At 68.3% G+C, this 20867-nt stretch carries 20 protein-coding genes; 5 read left to right on the top strand and 15 right to left on the bottom strand.

What is annotated here, in order from left to right; translation table 11 throughout:
• Positions 1–19: 19 nt before the first annotated feature.
• Genes ACV095_RS17655 through ACV095_RS17645 form a run of 3 tightly spaced genes read right to left on the bottom strand, consistent with a single transcriptional unit; the run spans position 20 to position 3148 of the window.
• Positions 20–1042 (bottom strand): TAXI family TRAP transporter solute-binding subunit, encoded by a 1023-nt coding sequence (locus ACV095_RS17655; protein WP_018770812.1) that lies wholly within the window; start codon positions 1040–1042, stop codon positions 20–22.
• Positions 1026–2480, bottom strand: coding sequence for a sensor histidine kinase (locus ACV095_RS17650; RefSeq protein ID WP_478222389.1), 1455 nt, complete (start codon positions 2478–2480; stop codon positions 1026–1028). The genes ACV095_RS17655 and ACV095_RS17650 overlap by 17 nt, the downstream gene beginning before the upstream one ends.
• On the bottom strand, positions 2477–3148 hold the full coding sequence (locus ACV095_RS17645; RefSeq protein WP_026266003.1) for a response regulator transcription factor: 672 nt from the start codon (positions 3146–3148) through the stop codon (positions 2477–2479). The genes ACV095_RS17650 and ACV095_RS17645 overlap by 4 nt, the downstream gene beginning before the upstream one ends.
• A 231-nt stretch (positions 3149–3379) precedes the next feature.
• On the opposite strand from ACV095_RS17645, the gene ACV095_RS17640 reads away from it, so the two are divergent.
• Positions 3380–4771: an MFS transporter gene (locus ACV095_RS17640; protein ID WP_478222388.1), complete on the top strand. Its 1392-nt coding sequence runs from the start codon at positions 3380–3382 to the stop codon at positions 4769–4771.
• Positions 4772–4933: 162 nt separating this feature from the next.
• Entirely contained in the window at positions 4934–6682 is a 1749-nt protein-coding gene (locus tag ACV095_RS17635; protein WP_478222387.1) for a pyruvate dehydrogenase, read from the top strand.
• A gap of 93 nt (positions 6683–6775) precedes the next feature.
• Here ACV095_RS17635 and ACV095_RS17630 read toward each other — a convergent pair whose 3' ends face one another.
• From ACV095_RS17630 to ACV095_RS17615, 4 genes are all read right to left on the bottom strand, one after another.
• Entirely contained in the window at positions 6776–7633 is an 858-nt protein-coding gene (locus tag ACV095_RS17630) for a hydroxymethylpyrimidine/phosphomethylpyrimidine kinase (RefSeq protein ID WP_478222386.1), read from the bottom strand.
• Positions 7634–7704: 71 nt separating this feature from the next.
• Positions 7705–8115: a hypothetical protein gene (locus ACV095_RS17625; protein WP_478222385.1), complete on the bottom strand. Its 411-nt coding sequence runs from the start codon at positions 8113–8115 to the stop codon at positions 7705–7707.
• Positions 8112–9023, bottom strand: a complete 912-nt coding sequence (locus ACV095_RS17620) for a TIGR01777 family oxidoreductase (RefSeq protein ID WP_478222384.1) — start codon at positions 9021–9023, stop codon at positions 8112–8114. Before ACV095_RS17620 ends, ACV095_RS17625 begins: the two co-directional genes overlap by 4 nt.
• A 22-nt stretch (positions 9024–9045) precedes the next feature.
• Positions 9046–9702 carry a TetR/AcrR family transcriptional regulator gene (locus ACV095_RS17615; protein WP_018770820.1) on the bottom strand — a complete coding sequence of 219 codons (657 nt, stop codon included), beginning with the start codon at positions 9700–9702 and terminating at the stop codon, positions 9046–9048.
• On the opposite strand from ACV095_RS17615, the gene ACV095_RS17610 reads away from it, so the two are divergent.
• Positions 9696–10439 (top strand): queuosine precursor transporter, encoded by a 744-nt coding sequence (locus ACV095_RS17610; protein WP_478223473.1) that lies wholly within the window; start codon positions 9696–9698, stop codon positions 10437–10439. The genes ACV095_RS17615 and ACV095_RS17610 overlap by 7 nt on opposite strands.
• A 120-nt stretch (positions 10440–10559) precedes the next feature.
• On the opposite strand, the gene ACV095_RS17605 is transcribed toward ACV095_RS17610, so the two are convergent.
• The 7 genes from ACV095_RS17605 to ACV095_RS17575 all read right to left on the bottom strand — a co-directional run bounded on the left by ACV095_RS17605 (position 10560) and on the right by ACV095_RS17575 (position 16962).
• Positions 10560–11498, bottom strand: a complete 939-nt coding sequence (locus tag ACV095_RS17605; protein WP_478222383.1) for a type IV toxin-antitoxin system AbiEi family antitoxin domain-containing protein — start codon at positions 11496–11498, stop codon at positions 10560–10562.
• Between the two features lie 167 nt (positions 11499–11665).
• Complete coding sequence (locus tag ACV095_RS17600; protein WP_478222382.1) at positions 11666–12415, bottom strand: dienelactone hydrolase family protein; 750 nt, start codon at positions 12413–12415, stop codon at positions 11666–11668.
• 22 nt (positions 12416–12437) lie between these two features.
• On the bottom strand, positions 12438–13733 hold the full coding sequence (gene tgt, locus ACV095_RS17595) for a tRNA guanosine(34) transglycosylase Tgt (RefSeq protein WP_478222381.1): 1296 nt from the start codon (positions 13731–13733) through the stop codon (positions 12438–12440).
• A 51-nt stretch (positions 13734–13784) separates the two neighbouring features.
• Positions 13785–14513 (bottom strand): SRPBCC family protein, encoded by a 729-nt coding sequence (locus tag ACV095_RS17590; RefSeq protein ID WP_056392168.1) that lies wholly within the window; start codon positions 14511–14513, stop codon positions 13785–13787.
• Between the two features lie 72 nt (positions 14514–14585).
• Entirely contained in the window at positions 14586–15581 is a 996-nt protein-coding gene (locus tag ACV095_RS17585; RefSeq protein ID WP_018770826.1) for a DUF6707 family protein, read from the bottom strand.
• An 88-nt stretch (positions 15582–15669) separates the two neighbouring features.
• The gene (locus ACV095_RS17580) at positions 15670–16209 is read right to left on the bottom strand and encodes an NUDIX hydrolase family protein (protein WP_018770827.1); all 540 of its coding nucleotides are present in this window, start codon (positions 16207–16209) and stop codon (positions 15670–15672) included.
• Between the two features lie 9 nt (positions 16210–16218).
• Positions 16219–16962, bottom strand: a complete 744-nt coding sequence (locus ACV095_RS17575) for a VOC family protein (protein WP_478222380.1) — start codon at positions 16960–16962, stop codon at positions 16219–16221.
• Between the two features lie 125 nt (positions 16963–17087).
• On the opposite strand from ACV095_RS17575, the gene ACV095_RS17570 reads away from it, so the two are divergent.
• Both ACV095_RS17570 and ACV095_RS17565 read left to right on the top strand, forming a co-directional pair.
• Complete coding sequence (locus tag ACV095_RS17570) at positions 17088–17696, top strand: YdeI/OmpD-associated family protein (RefSeq protein WP_478222379.1); 609 nt, start codon at positions 17088–17090, stop codon at positions 17694–17696.
• A 125-nt stretch (positions 17697–17821) separates the two neighbouring features.
• On the top strand, positions 17822–19462 hold the full coding sequence (locus tag ACV095_RS17565; protein ID WP_478222378.1) for a glycoside hydrolase family 32 protein: 1641 nt from the start codon (positions 17822–17824) through the stop codon (positions 19460–19462).
• Here the strand turns inward: ACV095_RS17565 and ACV095_RS17560 are convergent.
• On the bottom strand, positions 19459–20745 hold the full coding sequence (locus tag ACV095_RS17560) for a glycoside hydrolase family 76 protein (protein WP_478222377.1): 1287 nt from the start codon (positions 20743–20745) through the stop codon (positions 19459–19461). The genes ACV095_RS17565 and ACV095_RS17560 overlap by 4 nt on opposite strands.
• Positions 20746–20867 lie beyond the last annotated feature (122 nt).

The raw sequence follows: 20867 nt of genomic DNA, 5'->3' as shown, positions 1-20867 counted from the left end.
AATGTGAGCGGGCGTTTGGTTAGCCGTGCAGCGCCCGGTACGCGTCCGCCGCGGCCGGGTGCAGGGGGACGCCGGCGGTGTTGATGAGGCTTTCGGCGCTGAGGAACTGCACGCCCAGGCTGGACTGCGGGATCAGCTCGGCGGCCGAGTGCACCAGCAGCTGAACCGTCCGCTCCACGGTGGCATTGTCCAGGTCCCGGCGGCACAGGAGCAGGTTGGGAGCGCCCACCGTCCACACCGCCGGTACGCCGGGATAGCTGCCCTCCGGGATGAGCACGCGGTCGTAGATGCCGCCGTACCGCCGCCGCAGTTCCGGCAGCAGGCCGGACAGGTCCAGAAGGCCCAGGGCCACCTCCTGCTGTGCCGCGGCGATGGCGGCAGTGGGAACGCCACCGGACCAGAACAGGGCGTCGACGGCCCCTGCCTTGAGGGCGGCGATGCCGTCATTCAGGCCAAGGTTTTCGACGGCGGCGCTTCCGGCTGGCGGCGCAGCGGCACCTGCCGAGGTACCCAGCCCCGCCGCTTCGAACAACCGGGGCGTGGTCAGCGACGTGCCGGAGCCGGGCTGGCCCACGGCGACCCGGCGTCCTGCCAACCCGGAAATTTCCCGGATGCCGCTGTCCTTCCGCACTACACAGTGGACATAGTTTTCATACACTTTGCCGACCGCGGCGATCCCGGCGGCGTCAGCGCCCGGCTCCTGGTTCGCAGCATCCGCCAGGGCCACAGCAAACGCTGCCCGTCCGGCCCGCAGTTCCGCGATGTTGTCCAGGCTTCCCCCGGTGGTCACGGCCCTGGCGTGCTGCGCCAATCCGTGGCGTTCCAGGGCAGCGGCCAGCAGGGTTGCGAACTCAAGGTAGAAACCGCCCGGTTCGCCGCCCGCCACAATGAGGCTCTCCGGCCGGTCCCCGCCGGTGCAGGCACTGAGCGCAGGCGGCAGGCATGCGGAGAGTCCGACGGCGAGGGCTGACTTGAGCACGGAACGCCGCCGCGGGTGGGCGGCAGCACCGCCCGGGGCGCCAGGTTCACGCACGGGCACCATCCCTGCCGGACCCAACTGCCAGCTGGGCCGCCGATGGGGTGGGGAACCGGATCCGGGCCGCGAGACCGTGGGGGGCCGCTTCGGCCAGCACCAGCCGGGCCCCGTTCGCGGCGGCAAGCTCGCCCACAATGGTCATGCCCAGTCCGGTCCCCGGAACCGAAGAGTGCCTCGGAGACCGCCAAAACCTGGTGGCAGCCGAGGCGCGCTCGGACTCCGAAAGCCCCGGCCCGTCGTCGGAAATCTCCACCACCACCACCGCGTCCTTTTCCGTCCGCACGGCAGCGGTGACGGTGGCGCCCGGGGCGTACTTGATGGCGTTGTTGAGCAGTTCGCCGGCCATCTGCGCCAGTTCTGCCGGGTGGCAGGCAACCAGTGCCGCCGGCTGCGGCGCCGCGGCAAGGACCAGCCGGCAACCGGCCTGCTCCGCCAGCGGTGCTGCCCGCTCCAGCTCCCCCTGGAGGATGGGAAACGGGTCCACGGGCTGGGCGGCCGCATGGTCTGCGGGAGTGCCGGACGCCCGCAGGTACCCTTCGGATGCCCTGTGCTCCGCGGCGGCGAGCTTCAGGACCCCGTCCAGGATCTCCTCCACCCGCTCAAGCTCCGCCAGGGCCCGCTCGGCGGCGTCGTGCTCGCGGGCGGTCTTCAGCTCGAGCTGTAGCAGGTCCAGCCGCAGCCGGAGTGCCCCCACCGGGTTCCGCAGCTGGTGGGACGCGTCCGAGATCAGCTGCCGCTGGGCCGCCATGCTGGCGCTCACGGTCCGTGCCATCGCCGTGAAGGACCGGCTCAGTTCCCGCAGTTCGGGCGGTCCGTCGTCCGGGAGGCGCCCGGCCCGCCCGGTCCGCTCCAGCTCGTGTACCGCTGAGTCCAGCCGCAGGACGGGCCGCAGCACCCAGCCGGTGACCCGCGCGGCGCCCACCAGCAGCACGGCAGCCAAGGCAAGCGCAGCGATACCCACCGCGAGCCACCGCTCCCGGAGTTTTTGCTGCGCCGTGCCGGCGCGGACGTCAAGGACCACGGCGCCCAGGACCTGGCTGGCACTGCCGAAGGGCCTGAAGATGACGCGGGAACTGGAACCGAAGGGCTCCAGCGGTTCCAGGGATGTGTTGCTCACGTTCAGCCGGGCAAGGGACAGGGCATCCTGCACGTCGGACCGCCCTGCATCCAGGCCGCCGGACGCCAGCGTGTCCTGCTGGACCCGTACTACGATTCCTTCCCCGTAAAGCCCGGAATAGGTGTCCATCTCCCGCTGCAGCCGCACGGTGTCGCCGTCGCCCGCGGCATCAAAAGCGACCTGCGCCAGCCGGTTCAGGGACGCCGCCCGGTTGATCTGGAGTTCCTGCGTCAGCTCGCGGGAGGCAGACCCCAGGATGGTCCCCGAAATCAGGAAGACCACCACCAGGCAGAGCACGCTGAGGACGCCCAGCACCCGGAGCCTCATGCGCCGGCCGCCTCCACCCGGTAGCCCACCCCGCGGACATTGATGATGAAACCGGGTTTCTGCAGTTTTGCCCGCAGCCCGGTGAGGTGCACGTCCAGGGACCGGGAAGAGGCCAGGAACGCATCGCCCCACAGGGCGTCCAGGATCTGCTCACGCGTGACCACAGAGCCGGCATGCCGTGCCAGCAATGCGAGGAGTTCGAATTCCGTGGCAGTGAGGGGGAGCGGGTCACCTCCCTTGGATGCGGTGCGCCGGTTGAGGTCGATGGCAAGGTCGTCCAGGACAATAACGTCCTCCTGTGGTGTCCCGCGGCTCCGTCCCGCCCGCCGCGTCACGGCTTCAATCCGGGCCAGCAGCTCCACCAGCTTCACGGGCTTGACCAGGTAGTCGTCGGCGCCGGAGCGGAGCCCGAGCACCACGCTGCGTTCGTCGTCGCGGGCGGTCAGGATCAGGATGGGCACGTCGGTGACCTGCCGCAGCTTGCGCAGCACCTCCAGCCCGTCCATGTCCGGAAGCCCCAGGTCCAGGAGGATCACCTGGAAGTTCCGGTGCGAGAGCAGCGCGTCCGCACCCCGGGACAGCCGCTGCGGGTGATGGCCGGCGCTTTCGACGGCGGCGGTCAGGGCACCGGCCATGGCGTCGTCGTCCTCGACGATCAGCACGTCCATGGCCATCTTCCTTGCTGTAGTGCGGGGTCCGGTTCACCCCCGCTTGGTGAGATTACCGCGTGCCGGCCCGATTTGCCCGGCTGCAGCGGGCAGAACAGCGGAGCCGGGCGCCGAATCCTAAGGAAGTGTTAGGAAATGCCCCACAACGTTGGTTGTGCGGTGGATCACCCATACCGTGGATGAGGCCCTCCGCTGCCGGAGGCCGCCGTCACTACAAGGAGGAACTCGCCGATGAGCACCCAACAGACCGCACCCCCATCGGAGGCAGCCCAGACCCGACGGGCCGTGGGCAATATCCTGAAGGGCTCCGCCGGCAACCTTGTGGAATGGTACGACCTCTACGTCTACACCGTCTTCGCCGCCTACTTCCAGGCCCACTTCTTCAACTCCAAGGACGAGCTCCAGGCAGGCCTCGAAGCGATGGCCGTGTTCTCGACGTCGTTCCTCATGCGCCCCATCGGCGCCTGGTTCTTCGGCCGGTACGCGGACCGCAAGGGGCGCAAAGCAGCGCTGACCTTGAGCGTCACCATGATGTCCGCCGGTTCATTCGCGATCGCGGTGCTGCCGACGCAGGACGTGATCGGCCTGTGGGCCATGATCCTGCTGGTGCTGGTCCGGGTGATCCAGGGCTTCTCGGTGGGCGGTGAATACGGCACCAGCGCCACCTACATGTCAGAGGCGGCCACCACTAAGCGGCGCGGATTCTTCTCCAGCTTCCAGTACGTCACCCTGATCGGTGGCCAGATGCTGGCCCTGCTGGTCCTGGTGATCCTGCAGAACGCCATGCCCAAGGGCGACCTGAACGAGTGGGGCTGGCGGATCCCGTTTGCCATCGGCGGCGTGGCGGCCCTTATCGTCCTGTGGCTGCGCCGCTCCATGGAGGAGACCGTCTCCGCCGAACAGATCAACGCCGCAAAGACTCCCGCCGTGGCCGGCCAGGCCCAGCCGGGAACCATGAAGCTGCTGTTCACCGGCTACTGGAAGCCGCTGCTGGTCTGCATTGGCATCACCCTTGGCGGCACCGTGGCCTTCTACACCTACACCAACTTCATCCTGAAGTTCATGAACGATACGTCCGGCATCGCCAAGACCGACACCTCCGTGATCAACTTCTGGGCCCTGTTCATCTTCATGCTGCTGCAGCCCGTCTACGGCATCATCTCGGACAAGGTGGGCCGCAAGCCCCTGCTGCTCTGGTTCGGCATCACCGGTGTGCTGTTCACCTGGCCGCTGCTGTCCACGCTCGCCGGCACCAAGGATCCATTCACCGCGTTCCTGCTGATGATGGGCGGCCTGCTGATCGTGGGCGGCTACACCTCCATCAATGCCCTGGTGAAGGCCGAGCTCTTCCCGGCCTCCATCCGTGCCCTGGGCGTGGGCCTGGGCTACGCGATCGCCAACTCCCTCTTCGGCGGAACCGTGCCGCTGATCGGTGCCGCCTTCCAGAAGTCCGGACGGGAGGACCTGTTCTTCACTTACGTCACAGTGGCGGTGGCCATCTCGCTGGTGGTCTACATCTTCGCCCTGAAAAACAAGAAGGCCACGCACCTCGACGCCGAACAGGGCCACGCATGGGCATCCAACGCGGCCGACGGCGAAGAGCGCGTGGGTGCCGGACGGTAGCCTTTAGCGGCACCCGGGGGCCAGCTCCCCAAGGAGGCGTACGACGGCGGCTGCCAGGCCGCCGTCGTACGCCTCCTCTGCATGCCCGTCAGGTGCCAGCCCAGGTAGGCGGACTATATTGGGCCATGTCAGCCACCACCACAAACGCGGGAGTCTGCACCCATGGCCAAGGAACTTGCCACCCAGCTCATCGAACAACTCCAGGCTGCCGGCGTGCAGCGGATCTACGGGATCGTGGGTGACAGCCTCAATCCGATCGTGGACGCCGTCCGCCAAACGGGTGGCGCCGCGAAGGGCGGCATCGACTGGATCCACGTCCGCCATGAGGAAGCGGCCGCCTTTGCCGCGGCTGCAGAGGCGCAACTCACTGGCAAGCTCGCAGTCTGCGCCGGCTCCTGCGGCCCCGGGAACCTGCACCTGATCAACGGCCTCTACGACGCCAACCGGTCCGGCGCGCCGGTGCTGGCCATCGCCTCGCACATTCCCAGCAAGCAGATAGGCAGCAGCTTCTTCCAGGAAACCCACCCGGACCGGCTGTTCAACGAGTGCTCGGTGTATTCGGAGCTGGTCAGCACCGCGGAGCAGGCGCCCCGCGTGATGCACAGCGCCATCCAGCACGCGCTGGGACTCGGCGGAGTCGCCGTCGTGACCCTTCCAGGTGACATCGCCGGCCTGGAAGCCACGGCACCCACGCCGCTTCCCGCCACGTTCCGGCCGGCCAGCCTGGTCCCGGACCCGGCAAGCGTCCAGTCGCTGGCGGACGCCATCAACGACGCCGGGAAGGTGGCCATTTTCGCCGGTGCCGGCGTGGAAGGCGCCCACAGCGAGCTGATGGCGCTCGCGGAGCTGGCGAAGGCGCCGGTGGGGCACTCGCTCCGCGGCAAGGACTTCGTCCAGTACAACAACCCGTTCGATATCGGCATGACCGGGCTGCTGGGCTACGGTGCCGCGGCGGAGGGGATCGAGGACGCGGACCTGCTGATCCTCCTCGGCACGGATTTCCCGTATGACCAGTTCCTGCCCGACACCAGGACCGCGCAGGTGGACCGGGCGGCGCACCGGCTGGGCCGCCGGACCGACGTCGACATCGCCGTCCACGGCGACGTGCTCCCCACCCTGCGCGCACTGCTGCCGCTGGTGAAGGCGAAGAAGAGCCGCCGGTTCCTGGACCAGATGCTCAAGAAGCACGACCGGCTGATGAACAAGGCGGTGGGCGCCTACACCCGCAAAGTGGAGAAGAAGCAGCCCATCCACCCGGAGTACGCGGCCTCGCTGCTGGACCAAGTGGCGGCGGAGGACGCCATTTTCACGGCCGATACCGGCATGTGCAACGTCTGGACCGCGCGCTACATCAACCCGCTGGGCACCCGCCGGCTGATCGGGTCCTTCCTCCACGGCTCCATGGCCAACGCCCTCCCGCATGCCATCGGGGCCCAGTTGGCCAACCCGGGCCGCCAGGTCATCTCGGTTTCGGGTGACGGCGGGCTGTCCATGCTGCTGGGCGAGCTGATCACCGCGGCGGCGTACAAGCTGCCAGTCAACGTGGTGCTGTTCAATAACTCCACCCTGGGCATGGTCAAGCTGGAGATGCTGGTGGACGGGCTGCCCGACTTCGGCGTGGACGTGCCGGACGCCAACTATGCGGCCGTGGCCAAAGCCCTGGGCTTCCATGCCGTGCGGGTGACCGATCCTGCGCAGATCGAGTCGGCGTACCGGGAGGCCTTCGCCCACCCGGGCCCGTCACTGGTGGAGCTGATCACCGATCCCAAGGCGCTGTCCATCCCGCCGAAGATTTCCGGTTCCCAGGTGATCGGGTTCGCTACGGCCATGTCCAAGGTGGTCCTCAACCGCGGGGCGGGCGAGGCCGTGAGCATGGCCCGCAGCAACCTGCGCAACATCCCCCGGCGCTAGCCACACGTCGAGCTCGCCGGAAACTGCCGGGTTCGCCGCAAATTCCCGGCGATCTCGAGGGTTTCCGGCGAACCCGACGCGGGGAGATCGGTTCTACCGGACGCCGCCCTGCCAGAGGGCGTCGAACGGGGCGCCGGAGGCTACGCGGTTGCGGATGCCGGCGGTGACGAAGTCCTTTGCGGTCCGTGCAGCCTCCAGCGGGCTGGCGCCCTTGGCCAGCTCCGCGGTCACGGCCGCGGCGAGTGAGCAGCCGGCACCGGAGACGGCAACTTCGCCCACCTTCGGGGCGGTGAGGACTTCCAGGGTTTCGCCGTCGTAGAAGACGTCGACGGCGTCCGGGCCTTCCAGCCGAACCCCGCCCTTGGCAAGAACTGCCGCGCCGCTGAGTTCGTGGATGCGGACGGCGGCGGCCTTCAACGACTCGATGTCGGTGATTTCCAGGCCGGACAGGGACTCCGCCTCGAAGTGGTTGGGCGTGACGAACGTTGCCAGCGGCAGGATCTGCGCCTTCAGGGCCTGGTCCGTGTCCAGCGCGTGCCCGGGCTCCTGGCCCTTGCAGATCAGCACCGGGTCCAGGACAACGTTGGCGAAGCTGTTCTCCTGCAGGGCAGACGCCACCGTGCTGATGGTCGCGGGGCTGCCGAGCATGCCGATCTTCACGGTGTCCAGGGCGGAAGGGGCGCCCGACGCCGGACCGTACGCCGCCGTCGTCGCCTCCAGTTGGTCGGCGATCACCTGCTGGTCCACCGGTACGAAGCGGTGGTTCCAGCTGTCCTTCGGATCGAAGGAGACGATGCAGGTGAGGTTGGCGATGCCGAAGACGCCCAGCTCCTGGAAGGTCTTCAGGTCCGCCTGCGCGCCGGCGCCACCGGTTGCCTCGGAGCCTGCGATGGTGAGGACGACGGCGGGGCGGGCGGCGGACAGCGTTGCATCAGGGGTAGCGGAAGTCATGCCCCCATCCTGCCACCCGCCGTCGGACGCTTTCCATGTGGTGCCGTACAGGGCGCCGGGACGTCATATGGTCAAGGTTCCAGCGGTGGGCCGGGCTTCTGCGCAGCCACGGGTTCCCGCGCGGGCGCGTCATGGATTGTGACGAGGCCGGACACAGCTGCCCGCCCCAGCGCCGCGCAGCGCCCCGTCCACAGGACCATGCCCCGCATCGCGGACCAGTGGCTGCCTGTGATGAACATGAGCGTAAGCATCCCGGTTGCCAGCCCTGCCACGCCGACGGCCAGGACGTGCAGCAGCTGGTTGCGGACGGTCCGCATGCAAATCCCGGCAGCCAGCGCCAGGGGCATTCCCAGAAGCAGTGCGGCGAGCGTTCCGTAGAGATAGCCGGGGAAGCCCAGGGGGAACCCGAAGACCAGGACCGTAAGGCCCGCGCCGGGAAGGAACGCGCCAGGACCGAAGGTGACGCGGAGCGGGCGGCTCATTCCCGGCCCTTGGCGATCTGCAGCAGTGCCCGGCCCAGCTCCGGCTGGCTGTAGACGAAGCCCGCGTCGAGGAGTTTCTGCGGCTGGACCCACCTGCTTTTGAGCACAAGCTCGGTTTCGGTGCGGATCAGGACGGCCCCTGCACGGAGGAGCCACGCAGGGGTGGGGAGCCCGAAGCGGGCGCCGTAGGCGCGCCGCACCAGGCGCATCATTTCCCGGTTGCTCACCACGTCCGGCGACGCCACATTAACGGGTCCGGTGACGTCGGTCCGCATATGCAGGAAGCGGATACTGCGGTACAGGTCCTCCACGTGGATCCAGCTGAACTTCTGCCTGCCGTCGCCCATGTGGCCGCCCAGGCCCAGCCGCGCCAGGTTCTTGAACGGCGCCAGCGCGCCGCCGCCGCGGCCCAGCACGATGGCAATCCGCAGCGGGATCTTCCGGGTGGCCGGCGTGGTGGCCGCCGCGAGGGCGGCCTCCCACGCTTTGGCCACGTCCACGGAGAACCCGGAGCCAAGCTCGCCGTCGGTTTCAGGCTGGGGGCGGTCTCTGGCATCGCGGTAGATGGTGCCGGTGCTGGCATTCAACCAGGTCGACGGCGGCTCCGGGCATTGTGCGATGGCACGCCCGAGCGCCTGGGTGGTGGCCACGCGCGAGTCCATGATGATCGCCTTGTTCCGCCGGTTGTAGCGGCAGGAGACGGACCGTCCGGCGAGGTTCACCACCAGCCCGGCGCCGTTGAGCACCCGCACCATGCCGGCGTCGTCATCCCATCCGGCTGCGGCGCTGCCCGCTCCCTTGCGTCCAATGGTGCGCACGGTCCATCCGTCTTCCTGGAAGCGCCGGCGAAGGTACGTGCCGATGAAGCCGGAAGCCCCCGCCACCACAACGGTCTTTGTGCAGCCCATCTTTTCCCCCAATGTTTCTTCTCTAATCGCGGATGCTGCGGCCCAGGTCCAGGACGTCGTCCAACACCTTGCTGACTCCCGGGATGCGGGCCAGAGCGAGACCGCGGGCAATGAGTGGGGCCGCGCCGTCCACCAGCCTCCTGGTCCGCCTCTGGCTCTCCGAGGCGTCATAGACCCAGAAGAGGGTGATGCCCATGTAGCAGAGCCACAGCAGCTCCGGCAGGTCGGTCCGCAGTTTCTTCGGTACGCCGGGCCGGGCCCCATCCACAGTGCGCCTGAAGATGTCCAGGGAGGCCTCGCGCGCAGGCGTGGACCGTGCTGAGAAGGGGTTCACCGGTGATGTTGGCCGGATTGCGGTGGCAACGAAGTCCGCACCGAACCGGTGGTAAGGGGCCATGACGTCAAGGCCGGCATGCAGCGTGGCCTTCAGGCGCTCAGTCAGGGAAGCGGTCCCGTCCAACGCTTCCGAGGCCCGCGCCGCGTGCTCTGCCTGCACCTGGATGTACAGCTCGTGGACCAGGTCATCCTTGGACGCGAAGTAGTAATAGGCGTTGCCGACGGAGACGCCTGCCCCGGCGGCGATGGCGCGCATGGTGGTCTTCTCGAACCCGATATCTCGGAACATGCGCAGCGCCGTGTCCGCCACCAGCTGCCTGGTCTGTTCGCTCTTCGCTGCCATCGGCATCCCCATTCTTTGAACATGTTCAAAAGGACTGTGCCACAGTAGTTGAACATGTTCAAAAACTGTCCGGTGCTAATCAAAACTTCTCCTTGGGGAGCTTTGCCACGCGGCCCGGTGCGAGAATGGCACGAGTGGTGGCATTCGGCCCCATCGTCACCGACGGCGGCTTCTTCCTCTTCCCGCTGGCTTACATCCTCGGCGACGTGATCAGTGAGGTCTACGGCTTCAAGGTGGCCCGCAAAGCCATTTTCACCACATTTGCGCTGTCCGTCTTCGCTTCCCTCTGCTACTGGGTAGTCATTGCGCTGCCCGGATTCGACGACGAGTACGGTGCCGCCAAGCAGTCCGCCCTGGAAGGGGCGCTTGGCCCCGTGCCACAAATCGTCCTGGCCTCCCTGCTGGCATTCCTGGCGGGGCAGACCATCAATTCCTGGATCCTGGTCCGGATGAAGGCCCGCACCGGGGAGAAGTCCCTATGGGCGCGGCTCATGGGATCCTCGGGCGCCGGGGAGTTTGTGGACACGCTGATCTTCTGCAGCATCGCCGCACCCGTCATCGGCATCGCCGACCCCGGCAGCTTCGTGAACTACGTGCTGGTGGGTTTCGTCTACAAGACCGTGGTGGAGTTCCTCTTCGTCCCCGTGACCTCGCTGGTCATCAACTGGGTCAAGCGTCGCGAGCCCAGTTACGGCGTCGCGGGCCACGCCGCGGAAGCGGTGACAAACGCCGCATAGCTGCCGCCCGGCGTCGTACGTTCCAACTGCTGATCGCGTGGGATCGCCGGAAAGCTGCCGGATCGCCGGAAATTACCGGCGGCCTGGTCCCTTTCCGGCGGTTTGGCGCTCCGGCGGTGGCTAGGGCCGGAGCGCAGCAAGGACACGGGCTTTGAACTCATGTTCACGGAAAAGGTCGGCCCATGTCAGGCGAAGGAAGGTCCAGCCATTCTCGGTGAGGGCCTTCTCCCGCTGCCGCTCCTGAAACAGCACCTCAGCCGTTGGCCCATAGTCGAAGTACTTCGTTTTCCCGTCGAATTCGAGTGCCACCTTCTTATCCTTCCAGGCGAAATCCAGCCGGTACCGGCCGGCACGTGTTGCTACCAACACTTGAGGCTCCGGCAGGGGAAGCTTCAGCCGCGTCAGGAGTTCGCGGGTTAGTGTTTCACCAGCTGACTCCGAACGTGGATCAGCGTGGGTAAGGGCGCGCCGGAGGGTCCGGACCCCGCGGCGTCCCTCCAGGCCCTCGGCCATGCTTTTCAGGAGGGCTTTGTCGGCCCCAAGCCGGAGGGCGTGATCGGTGAGCACCAGGGCCTGCCGGTAACCCAGCATCATGGCGCAATCCACTACCGTCCGCTCCAGCGAGGTCGCTTTGAGGCCGCCGAGGGTTACCACCTCCGACGCTGTCCACGGCCGGGTATGGCCCCGGACATCCTTGCCGAGCCGCTCGCTGGAAGGGTTCCCCGGCAGCAGAAGGTGGATCGTGTCATCGACTGCCCACAAGTGCAGACCGTGCAGCCGGGCGGCAGAGGTATGGCTGTACACATAGCCGCCCGCAGACCTGGTCAGCGTCCCGTGCGCGTGGGCGCGAATCAACTGCTTGCTGCGGACGGGACTCGTCTGCTTCTCCCACAGCTCAGCGCGGATGTAGCAGCCGTGGCGAAGACGTACCAGCTTCCCGTGGAGGACCAATGCCTTGATGGCCCGGGAATTGAGGCCCCTCTCGTGCAACTGCCCCGTCCGCCACAGGTTGCCGGTGCTCGGAAGGGAGGGGAGGCGGACTGGCGGCTGGGGTGTCATCCCGACAGGATCCTGCCGCTGCGACAGCTCAGGAAGACGCCGCCGTCGTCATGTGGAAAACCTGCCAGGACCGTCCTGCCTCCCGGGGTCGCCGGAACCCGTCCGGCTCGCCGCAACGTTCCGGCGATCCGGCAGCTTTCCGGCGAGTTCGACGGCGGCCGGCCGGGTCAGCCCTTCAGTGTCCCGTCCAGGAGGGCACGCAGCTCACGGAAATGGCGTTCGGTGGCATCAGGGTGGAAGGCCGACGTGTCCGCCATCGTGTACCCGTGGGGCGCCCCTTCATAGATGACGTTGGACGCCTCGAGCCCCGCAGCCTGGAGCGCCTTGCCCAGCCGGGCGACGGCGTCGGGAGCCATGCTCCGGTCATGGTCCGCGTGGCCGAACACGAACCGGGCCCGCGCCTTCCCGAGCCCAAGGTGCGGGCTGTCCGGCTCGTCAGTGGCCAGTCCGCCGGCGTGGAAGCCGCCGCAGGCAGCCACCACTTCAGGGTGGGAGGTGGTGGTGCGCACAGCCAGCCGGGCGCCCATGCAGTAGCCCACGGTGCCGATGGGGCCGGGGGCGACGCCGTCCAGTGCCGCCAGCGCCGAAATCCACGCGTCGATGTCCGGCAGCGCCTTGTCAGGAGTCAGGCGGCCAATCCGCGGGAAGGCGGCCCTGCCCGCCGCTTCCCGGCCTTGCTGGGTGGTCATGTCCGTGGCGGGGGCGAGTTCGGCGGCCGTTCCGTCCCGGTAGAAAACGTTGGGGGCCAGCACCACGTAGCCCCAGTCGGCGATGCGCTGGGCCATCTCCTGGATGCGGGGGCGCAGGCCGAAGGCGTCCATGTAAAGGATGACGCCGGGAAAAGGACCGGTTCCGGTGGACGGGCGGGCCACCAAGGCCTCTGCAGTACCTTCCGCGGCAGGGATATCAATGAGCATCCGGCCAGCCTAGCGGACGTGCCTAGGAGTAGTACCGGCCCAGGGTTTCCGCCTTGAAATCGAAGAAGGTGCCGGACGCGATGGCCAGCCGGGCGTCATCCACCATCTTCACCACGAACCGCTCGTTGTGGATGGAGATCAGGGTGGCGGACAGCATCTCCTTGGCCTTGAACAGGTGGTGGATGTACGCCCGCGAGTAGTTGGCGCAGGCGTAGCAGTCGCAGCCTTCCTGCAGCGGCCCGAAATCGCGCTTGTACTTGGCGCCCGAGAGATTGAACCGGCCGTCCGGGGTGTAGAACGCGGAATTCCGGGCCACCCGGGTGGGGGAGACGCAGTCGAAGGTGTCGGCACCGTTTTCGATGGCCGTGAAAATGTCATCCGGCTCGGAGATCCCCAGCAGGTGGCGTGGCTTGTCCTCCGGCAGTTCCTCGTTGCACCACCGCACGATGGTGCCCAGGTTCTCCTTCTCCAACGCCCCGCCGATCCCGAACCCGTCGAACGGCATGGCACCCAGGTCCCGGCAGGCCTTCCGGCGAAGGTCCTCGTACTGGGCGCCCTGGATCACGCCGAACAGTGCCTGGTACGGCTTGCCGGCCCGTGCCTCCGTGAGGCGGAAGTGCTCCTCGAGGCACCGCTCCGCCCACAGGCGCGTGCGCTCCAGCGACTCCTCCTGGTAACCGCGTGAGTTCTGCAGCGTGGTGAGCTCGTCGAACGCGAACATGATGTCCGCCCCGATCTGGTGCTGGACCTGCATGGAGATCTCGGGGGAGAACCGGTGGCGGTCCCCGTTGAGGTGGCTCTTGAACCAGACGCCATCGTCGTCGATATGGGCCAGGCGTTCCTTGCCGGGGGCCACGGCATCGTCCGGTCCGGGCGCGCCCGCGGCGGCCACAGTCTTCATGTCGATGACCTTCTTGAACCCGGAGCCCAGGCTCATCACCTGGAATCCGCCGGAGTCCGTGAAGGTGGGGCCCGGCCAGTTCATGAAGGCACCCAGGCCGCCGGCCTCGTCCAGGATGTCCGGCCCCGGCTGCAGGTACAGGTGGTAGGCGTTGGCCAGCAGCGCCTGGGCGCCCAGGTCTGCCATGGATTCCGGCAGTACGGACTTCACCGTGGCTTTGGTCCCGACGGCGATGAACGCCGGCGTCTGGATTTCACCGTGCGGCGTGGTGATGGTGCCGGTGCGGCCCAGGAACTCCCCGCCGTTTTCAGCCGTCCGGGCGGCAGCGGGCGGACAGGTCTCCGCCAGGCGGGTGCCCACCGTGAAGGAAAACTGTGACCGGGTATCAGGCAGGGCAAAGGCGGGATCGGCAGGCACGGTACCAGTGTGCCAGCAATTGGCGCTGCCCCAATAAACCAGCCGGCGCCGTCAGCTGACCGGTTCCGAGTCCGGGTAGTTCCTGGAGCGCCACGAATCCCAGGCGGACCGGATGGCGTCAACCTTGCCGGCGCCCAGGTCGTAGGTGGAGGCGATGACCAGCGACCCTTCACCCTCTGCCCGGACGTCCTTGATGGCGGGATGGTCGGCCACCACCAGCAGCCCCTCGCCATGCTCTGCGTAGCCGTGCACGGTGAGTCCCACCTGGTGGCTGGTCCGGTACCAGACCTTGCCGCTGATTTCCTCTCCGGTATCCAAGGTGACCTGGTACGGCTCGCCCGGGGCAGGGAGGTCGGCCAGCCCCAGCTTCTCGATCGCGGAGCCCTTCCCCTCTGTCAGGTGCAGGAACAGGGTGTGCCGCTTGCCGTGCGGGTGGCGTTCCAGGGCAAAGCGGAGCTGCTGCAGAAAGGTCAGCCAGCCCTGGGTGATGTCCTCGTCCCAGGCAGCCCACTCGGAGTCGTGATCCATGGCCCCGCGGGTGACGCTGACCCGGGTTCCGCCGGCCACCGGGTGAAGCTCGAACGTGTCCCCGCCGTGGACGGTGAGGCTGGTATGGTCCGCGGATTCCTCCACGTCGCTGGAAAAGTAGATCTCCTTGATCTCGGACTCCAGGTCCTCGGCCTGCCAGCCGTGCCACTGGGCTACCTTGGACGGTTCACGCAGCATGGTCCAGACCTGCGGCGCGTCGGCGTTGATCACTACGCTGAGATTGTTGGTCATAGCCCCGAATGTACAACTCCGGCTACGCCCCGGGTAGGGGTAATTTCCCCCGCCCCGAAGCCGGTCCTGCGGTCAGGACCGGACAGCCTCCAGCTCATTGCTGATCCGGCGTTCCAGCTCGGGCATCCCGATGGTTTCCGAGCCGCCGTGGGCCCGCAGGAACAGCAGGCTTTCCAGCCGCAGCAACCGCCATTCACGCTCGGCATCGTGGTTGGAGTTGTCGATGGAGCGGAAGATTTCCTTGTCGTACAGGTTGGGTTCGTTGAGTGAGCGCTGCCGCACCTTGGCGGCCATGCGTGCCTTGAACGCATCCGTTTCCTGGTTTTCCGGGGTGCGGATCAGCTTCTCGTAGACCTCGGCGCGTTCGTCCTGGCCGTCCTGCCGGCAGATGTAGCTGGCCAGGGCGAGGGAGGCCTCCACCGAGGTCCACCGGCCGGGGTTCCCGTCATAGGGCAGCACGGTGAGGAGGTCAGCCACGGCCAGAGCCCCGTCGGCATCCTTGAGCGTGATGAACAATTCGTGCGCCAGGTCGGTAAGGTCCTTCAGGCAGCTTCCGGACTTGAAGTTGACGCCCTTGGAGAGCCGGTCGGCCAGGAGCAGGACGCCCTCGGCATCCGGGTGGGCCTCGGCGGCGGCTTCCACCACGGACTCAGGGGTGCCGGCCGGCGCCGGGATGAGCGCGAGTTCCTCCTCGCTGGGTCCGGTTGCCGCGGGCGGTACCGGCGGCAGGGGAGGTACGACGACGGCGGGCGCCACGGTGATGGGCCCGGTCCCGGCGGTTTCCACCGGCGGTGTGGCTTCCGGGAGGTCAGCCGGCAGCGGCAGCTGGGTGACGTCGTCGTGCGTTCCGTCCACAACGGTGACGGTGGCACCTATGGCGACCCGCAGCGTCCCGCCGCCGGAGAGGCTTGCCAGCACCAGTGCCGGGGAGCCGAAATCGTCCCGCTCAAGCTCCACCTGGTCGATTTCGGCGGTGCGGTGGCCGTCCGGAAGGAGGATGTGGGTGCCGGTGGTCAGAGATCCAGCCTGCTGTTCACGGTGGTGCCTGGCGGCTGGTGATTCGGTCATGGGAGTCCTTAAGTTCTCTTGCGGTCCGCCCTACAGTCTACAAAGGCGGGCGCCTAAAACCGGGGACCCCCAGGTCCCGGCGCGGATGTCAGAAGCCCACACCTGCGAACGCCAGGGCCTGCCGGATGAGACCGCCGCGGCCGCCCGCGAACTCCATCTGGACGCCCGGGCTGAGGACTTCCTCGGGGGTCATCCATGTCAGTTCCAGGGCGTCCTGGCGGGGTTCGCACTCGCCCGTGACCGGGATGATGTAGGCCAGGGACACGGCGTGTTGCCGCTCGTCGGTGAACCCCGTCTGGGACGGTGCCGGGAAGTATTCGGCCACCGTGAACGGCACGGGGCTGAGCGGCAGCTGCGGAAACGCCAGGGGGCCCAGGTCCTTCTCCATGTGCCGCAGCAGGGCGGCGCGGATGGTTTCGCGGTAGATGACCCGGCCGGAGACCAGGGACCGCACCATTGTCCCGTCGGCGTCGGCCTGCAGCAGCGTGCCCACCTCGTTGACGTACCCCAGCGGATCCAGCCTGACCGGCACGGCCTCCACGTACACCATGGGCAGCCGCCCGCGGGCCTCAAAGAGGTCTTCTTCAGAGAGCCAGCCGGGATTCGGGTCAGGTGTGCGCACGTTCATGGTTAAGTTCTACCCCATGGGGCGGTGCTGGGAGATCCAGAGCGTGGCGGGCGCGTTGGGGCTGCCCACGTCCGGATTGGCCACGTGAAGAGTGCTCCCAAAGGCTTCCTCGGTCAGGCTGGCCGAGAAACCGGCACCGGCGAGGCGCTCCCGCAACGGTTCCAGCCCGCCGTCGTATTCGAAGCCCAGGCCTGAGCGCGGGGGCCCCGACGCCGGGCGCACCAAGAGGACGCCGCCGTTCTTGGCCGTGAAATCGGCGGTTTCGTCGTTGTCCGGCACCGGCCGGGGACGCGCGCCGGCGTGCAGCAGGGTGCGGATGGCTGCCTCCGGGTCCGGGGTGTACCAGACGCCGGCGACGGCCAGTGCGGGATCGGCATCGGCGCACTGGGCGCCGTGGACGGCCTTGTCCGCCAGGAAGCTGAATCCGTCCGGCGCGGTGACCCGGCAGGCCTCACCGTGGTCCGTTGCGACGAGTTCGGCCGGCTGCGTTCCGTCCGCCTGCGGTCCGCCCTCCTGGGCGGACAGGTTGGTGCGGCGGGCGAACTCCGCCACGTCGCCCACTTCCACCCCAAACACGGTGCGGCCGTCCTGGCCGGACCCTGCCTCGGCGCCGTGCAAAGCCAGGCGGCCTGACGCGGAGTCGAAGACCTGCCACCCGCCGTCGTCCTCTGTCTGGACCATTCCCAGGGCGGTGAGGAACTGCTTCCAGGGCTCGATGCGGGACGTGAAGTGGACGGGACGGACTCGGAGCATGGCATTGTCCTTGATGCTGGTTGACGGGCGGCCGTGGGTGACGGCTGCGGTATGGCCATGATGCCACCGGAAGCGCCGGCGCACACAGGGCTTGTGGCCTGGGATTCTCCGGGCAGAATGGGGCCATGGCCGATGACCTCGAGGAACTGCTGGTACCTGACGCTGCCGCCTGGCGTGCATGGCTGGAAGAAAACCACAGGACCAGCCCGGGAGTGTGGCTGGTCCTGCACAAGAAGGGCGGCACGGTAACCGGCCTGGACTACCCGGCGGCGCTGGACGAGGCACTCTGCTTTGGCTGGATCGACGGGCAGCTGCGGCGCCGGGATGATGAAAGCTCCTTCCAGCGGATGACGCCGCGGCGTCCGCGGAGCGTCTGGTCCGCCCGGAACGTGGGGCACGTTGCGCGCCTGGAAGACGAGGGGAAAATGACCGACGCCGGCAGGGCGGCGGTGGAGGCGGCCAAGGCGGACGGCCGCTGGGACGCAGCGTACGGCGGGCAGGCCGACGTGAAGGTTCCGGCAGACCTGGCTGCCGCGATTGCCGCGAACCCCGAGGCCCAGGCGATGTTCGACGTCCTCACTAAAACCAACCTGTTCGCCCTGGTGTACAGGACCAATTCGGCCAAGCAGGCAGCCACCCGGGAACGCCGGATCGCGGGGTTCGTGGAGATGCTGGCCCGGGGCGAAACCCCGTTTCCGCAGAAGAAGCGCCCTGCCGGCCAGGACCGGCAATAGTTCATGACGCTCCGGGATTCGGTTCCCGGGCGCCGGGCCGGTAAAATTGACGGTTCACTTGCGCTGGTGCCGTTCCCCGAACCCGGGGGACGGCACTTGTGCGTTCAGCGACGGATCGACACAACATGCCATCCACCTTTTTCAGAACCGCGTTTGCAGCCCTTCGGCGGCGGCCCCTCCTGTGGTCCGTGGTGGCCGCGGTTGCAGCACTGGCCCTGGCCGGTTCGCTGGTGCTCGTGGGAAATGCCCAGCGTGACGACAGCCGGCCGGCCGGGCAGCCCACGGCCGCACCCACGGAATCTTCTCCGGCTGCAGATCCCGGCTACCGCCCCGCCTACCACCTCAGCCCGGACCAGCGCTGGATGAACGATCCCCAGCGGCCCTTCCTGCTGGACGGCGTCTGGCACTATTACTACCTCTACAACGCTGACTACCCGGACGGAAACGGCACCGAATGGTTCCACGCCACCAGCACGGACCTGGTGCACTGGAAGAACGAGGGCGTGGCCATCCAGAAGTTCCGCAATGGCCTGGGCGACATCGAGACCGGATCCGCGGTGGTGGATACCGAGGGGACGGCCGGGTTCGGCAAGGGGGCGGTGGTCGCCGTCCTCACCCAGCAGCACGACGGCGTCCAGCGCCAGTCCCTGTTCTACTCCACGGACAAGGGCTACAGCTTCCAAAGCTACGGGCAAAACCCCGTGATGGAGAACCCCGGCGCCGAGCACTGGCGGGATCCGCGCATCGTCCGGGACGACGCCAACAACCAGTGGCTGATGCTGCTTGCCGAGGGTTCCAAGATCGGCTTCTACACCTCGAAGGACCTGTTGCAATGGACCTATGTGTCGGGTTTCCAGAAGGACGGGCTGGGCATCCTGGAGTGCCCGGACTTCTTCCAGATGGATGTCGACGGCGACCCCGCCAAGCGCACCTGGGTCCTGGCGGCGAGCGCCAACGGCTCCGCCGAGGGCCGCAGCACGGGGCTGGCCTACTGGACCGGCGGCTTTGACGGCAAGGCCTTCACCCCCGAGGGCAGCCATCAGTGGCTCGACGGCGGCCCGGACTTCTACGCGGCCGTCACCTGGGAGGATCCGCGCCTGGACGACGGCCGGCGGAAGGCCTCCCGGCACGCCATCGGCTGGATGAACAACTGGGCCTACGCCCGGCAGCTGCCCACAAAGGACTGGCAGGGGGCCGCCTCGGTGGTGCGGGACATCAGCCTCACCTCCGAGGGCGGCCGCCCGGTGCTGGCGTCATCGCCCACCGCCGGGCTCCGGTCGCTGGAGGGGGACCCGGCGCACCTGCAGGCCGGCAGCATCGGGGACGGGCAGCCGCTGCCGGTTCCCGAGGGCGGCGCCTTCAAGGTCGACGTCGAACTGGAGAAACCCGGGAACGGGACCGGTGAAGCCCGGCTGCTCCTGCAAAGCGGCGGGAGCACCTACGCCACCATTGGCTACGACTTCACTGCCGGGCGGCCCTATGTGGCCCGCGACGGTGACACGGTGGCAGGCGGCCAACGGAAGGCCGCCGACCCGGCAGCCGACACCGAGTACCGGCAGCCGCGTTCCGTCCAGGTCCGGCCCACGGGGGACACGGTGCACCTCACGGCATACGTGGACCGCTCATCGATCGAGGTCTTCGTCGGCGGGCAGTCCCTGACCTCCCTGGTGTTTCCGCCCGCGGGCCCCAGGGAGGCCCGCCTGGCGGCCGACGGCGGGGTGCTGCTTGGGGCCGGCACCGTCACGCCCCTGGCCGGCATCCGTTAGCCAGCGGTTGGCGCGCTGCCGTCGGGACTTGCCGCGGTGACTGCCGCGGCAGCCTCCAGCGTCATCCACGCCTGCAGCTGCGTGGAAAGCTCGACGGCGGCGCCCGGGGGATACGCCTCAGCGGCCGGGTGGGCGGCATGGATGGAGAAGATGCTGGTGCCTTCAAGCCGTGCCCTGGCCTCCCCGGCGCCGACGGAGCGCCGGCCGGACCAGAACGCCTCCGCGGTGTCCGTCACCAGCCGGGCAGCCGTGGCACGGGTGGCTGCGGGCAGCCGGGTGTCGGCTGCCGCGAGCGCCAGGTAGCGGCAGAGGATCCCGGTGAAGAGGCCGCCGTCGCCCGTTCCTTCGCACCGGAGCACTGGGCTGTCCACGGCCGTGAGCTTCATGTTTACCGCGTCCACCAGGGCTGCCGCCCGGGCGAGGTTGGCGTCGCCGCCCAGTTCCAGGAGGGCCCCCAGCACGGGACCCTGGTTGTAGGTGTACACGGCGCGTTCCACCACCACGCCGCCGGCGGGGTCCGGGCGCACACCGTCCAGGTACAGGCCCTGGTCCAGGTCGAAGAGGGTGGCGTCCAGCCAGTCCAGCAGCGCCTGCGCCTTGCCGCGCTGCCCGGTGCGGGCGTAGAACAACGCCACGGGGGCCGTGGCAGGGGTGTTCTTGAAGTCCCGCTTCTTGCTCCAGAACGTGCCGCCGCCCAGGTCATCGGTGCATGCGGCGTCGAACTGCAGCGTCAGCGATGCGCGGACCGTGGCGTTGCGGCGGCGGCCGGGGCGCCGTGTCTCCTCAGCCAGCCCGTCCAGCCTCAGCGTTGCCAGCGCCAGCCACGCCATGTCGTCGTAGTAGCTGTTCACGAAGGTCAGGGCGTTGCGCAGCCTGATGCCGGTGACCAGGCGCGAGGCCAGGCGTCCGGCGCTGGGCCGGTCCGGGCCGTTGAACCGGGCCGCGGGGGTGGCTCCGCCGCCCAGCTCCCGCCGGCCGGTATCCACCAGGCAGTCCACGTAATGGGCCTGCCACCAGTAGTGCCACGGGAGGACCAGGCCCGCGGCCGGCCGGACGCGCCGGAGCGCCGCGAGCCACCGTCCCAGCCGCCGGCCGCCGGGCTCCTGTCCCTGCCCTGCCGCAGGCTGGTCCTGCCCCGCCGGGTGCTTGCCCTGCCACAGCACGGCGCCCAGGTGGGTTCCGGGCAGCAACAGCAGTTTCCGGCCGAACAGCGTGGTCACCGACTGGGCCGCGTGGTTCGCCCTGTCCTGCCAGGCGGTCAAGGAGGTGCTGCTGGAGGTCATGCCGTCCACCCTAACGGGGCACACGCAGCCCGGGCGCGTGCGGCGGTGGCGCATTTCAGTTAACATTCATTAACTGTTGCTCGAGGCCGCGCCGCGGCATGGGGACACGCATCAAGGAGGAT

The organism is Arthrobacter sp. JDC6 (assembly GCF_056484025.1).
The sequence above is the reverse complement of the archived record's forward strand: the minus strand, read 5'-3'. Positions and strand labels throughout refer to the sequence as shown.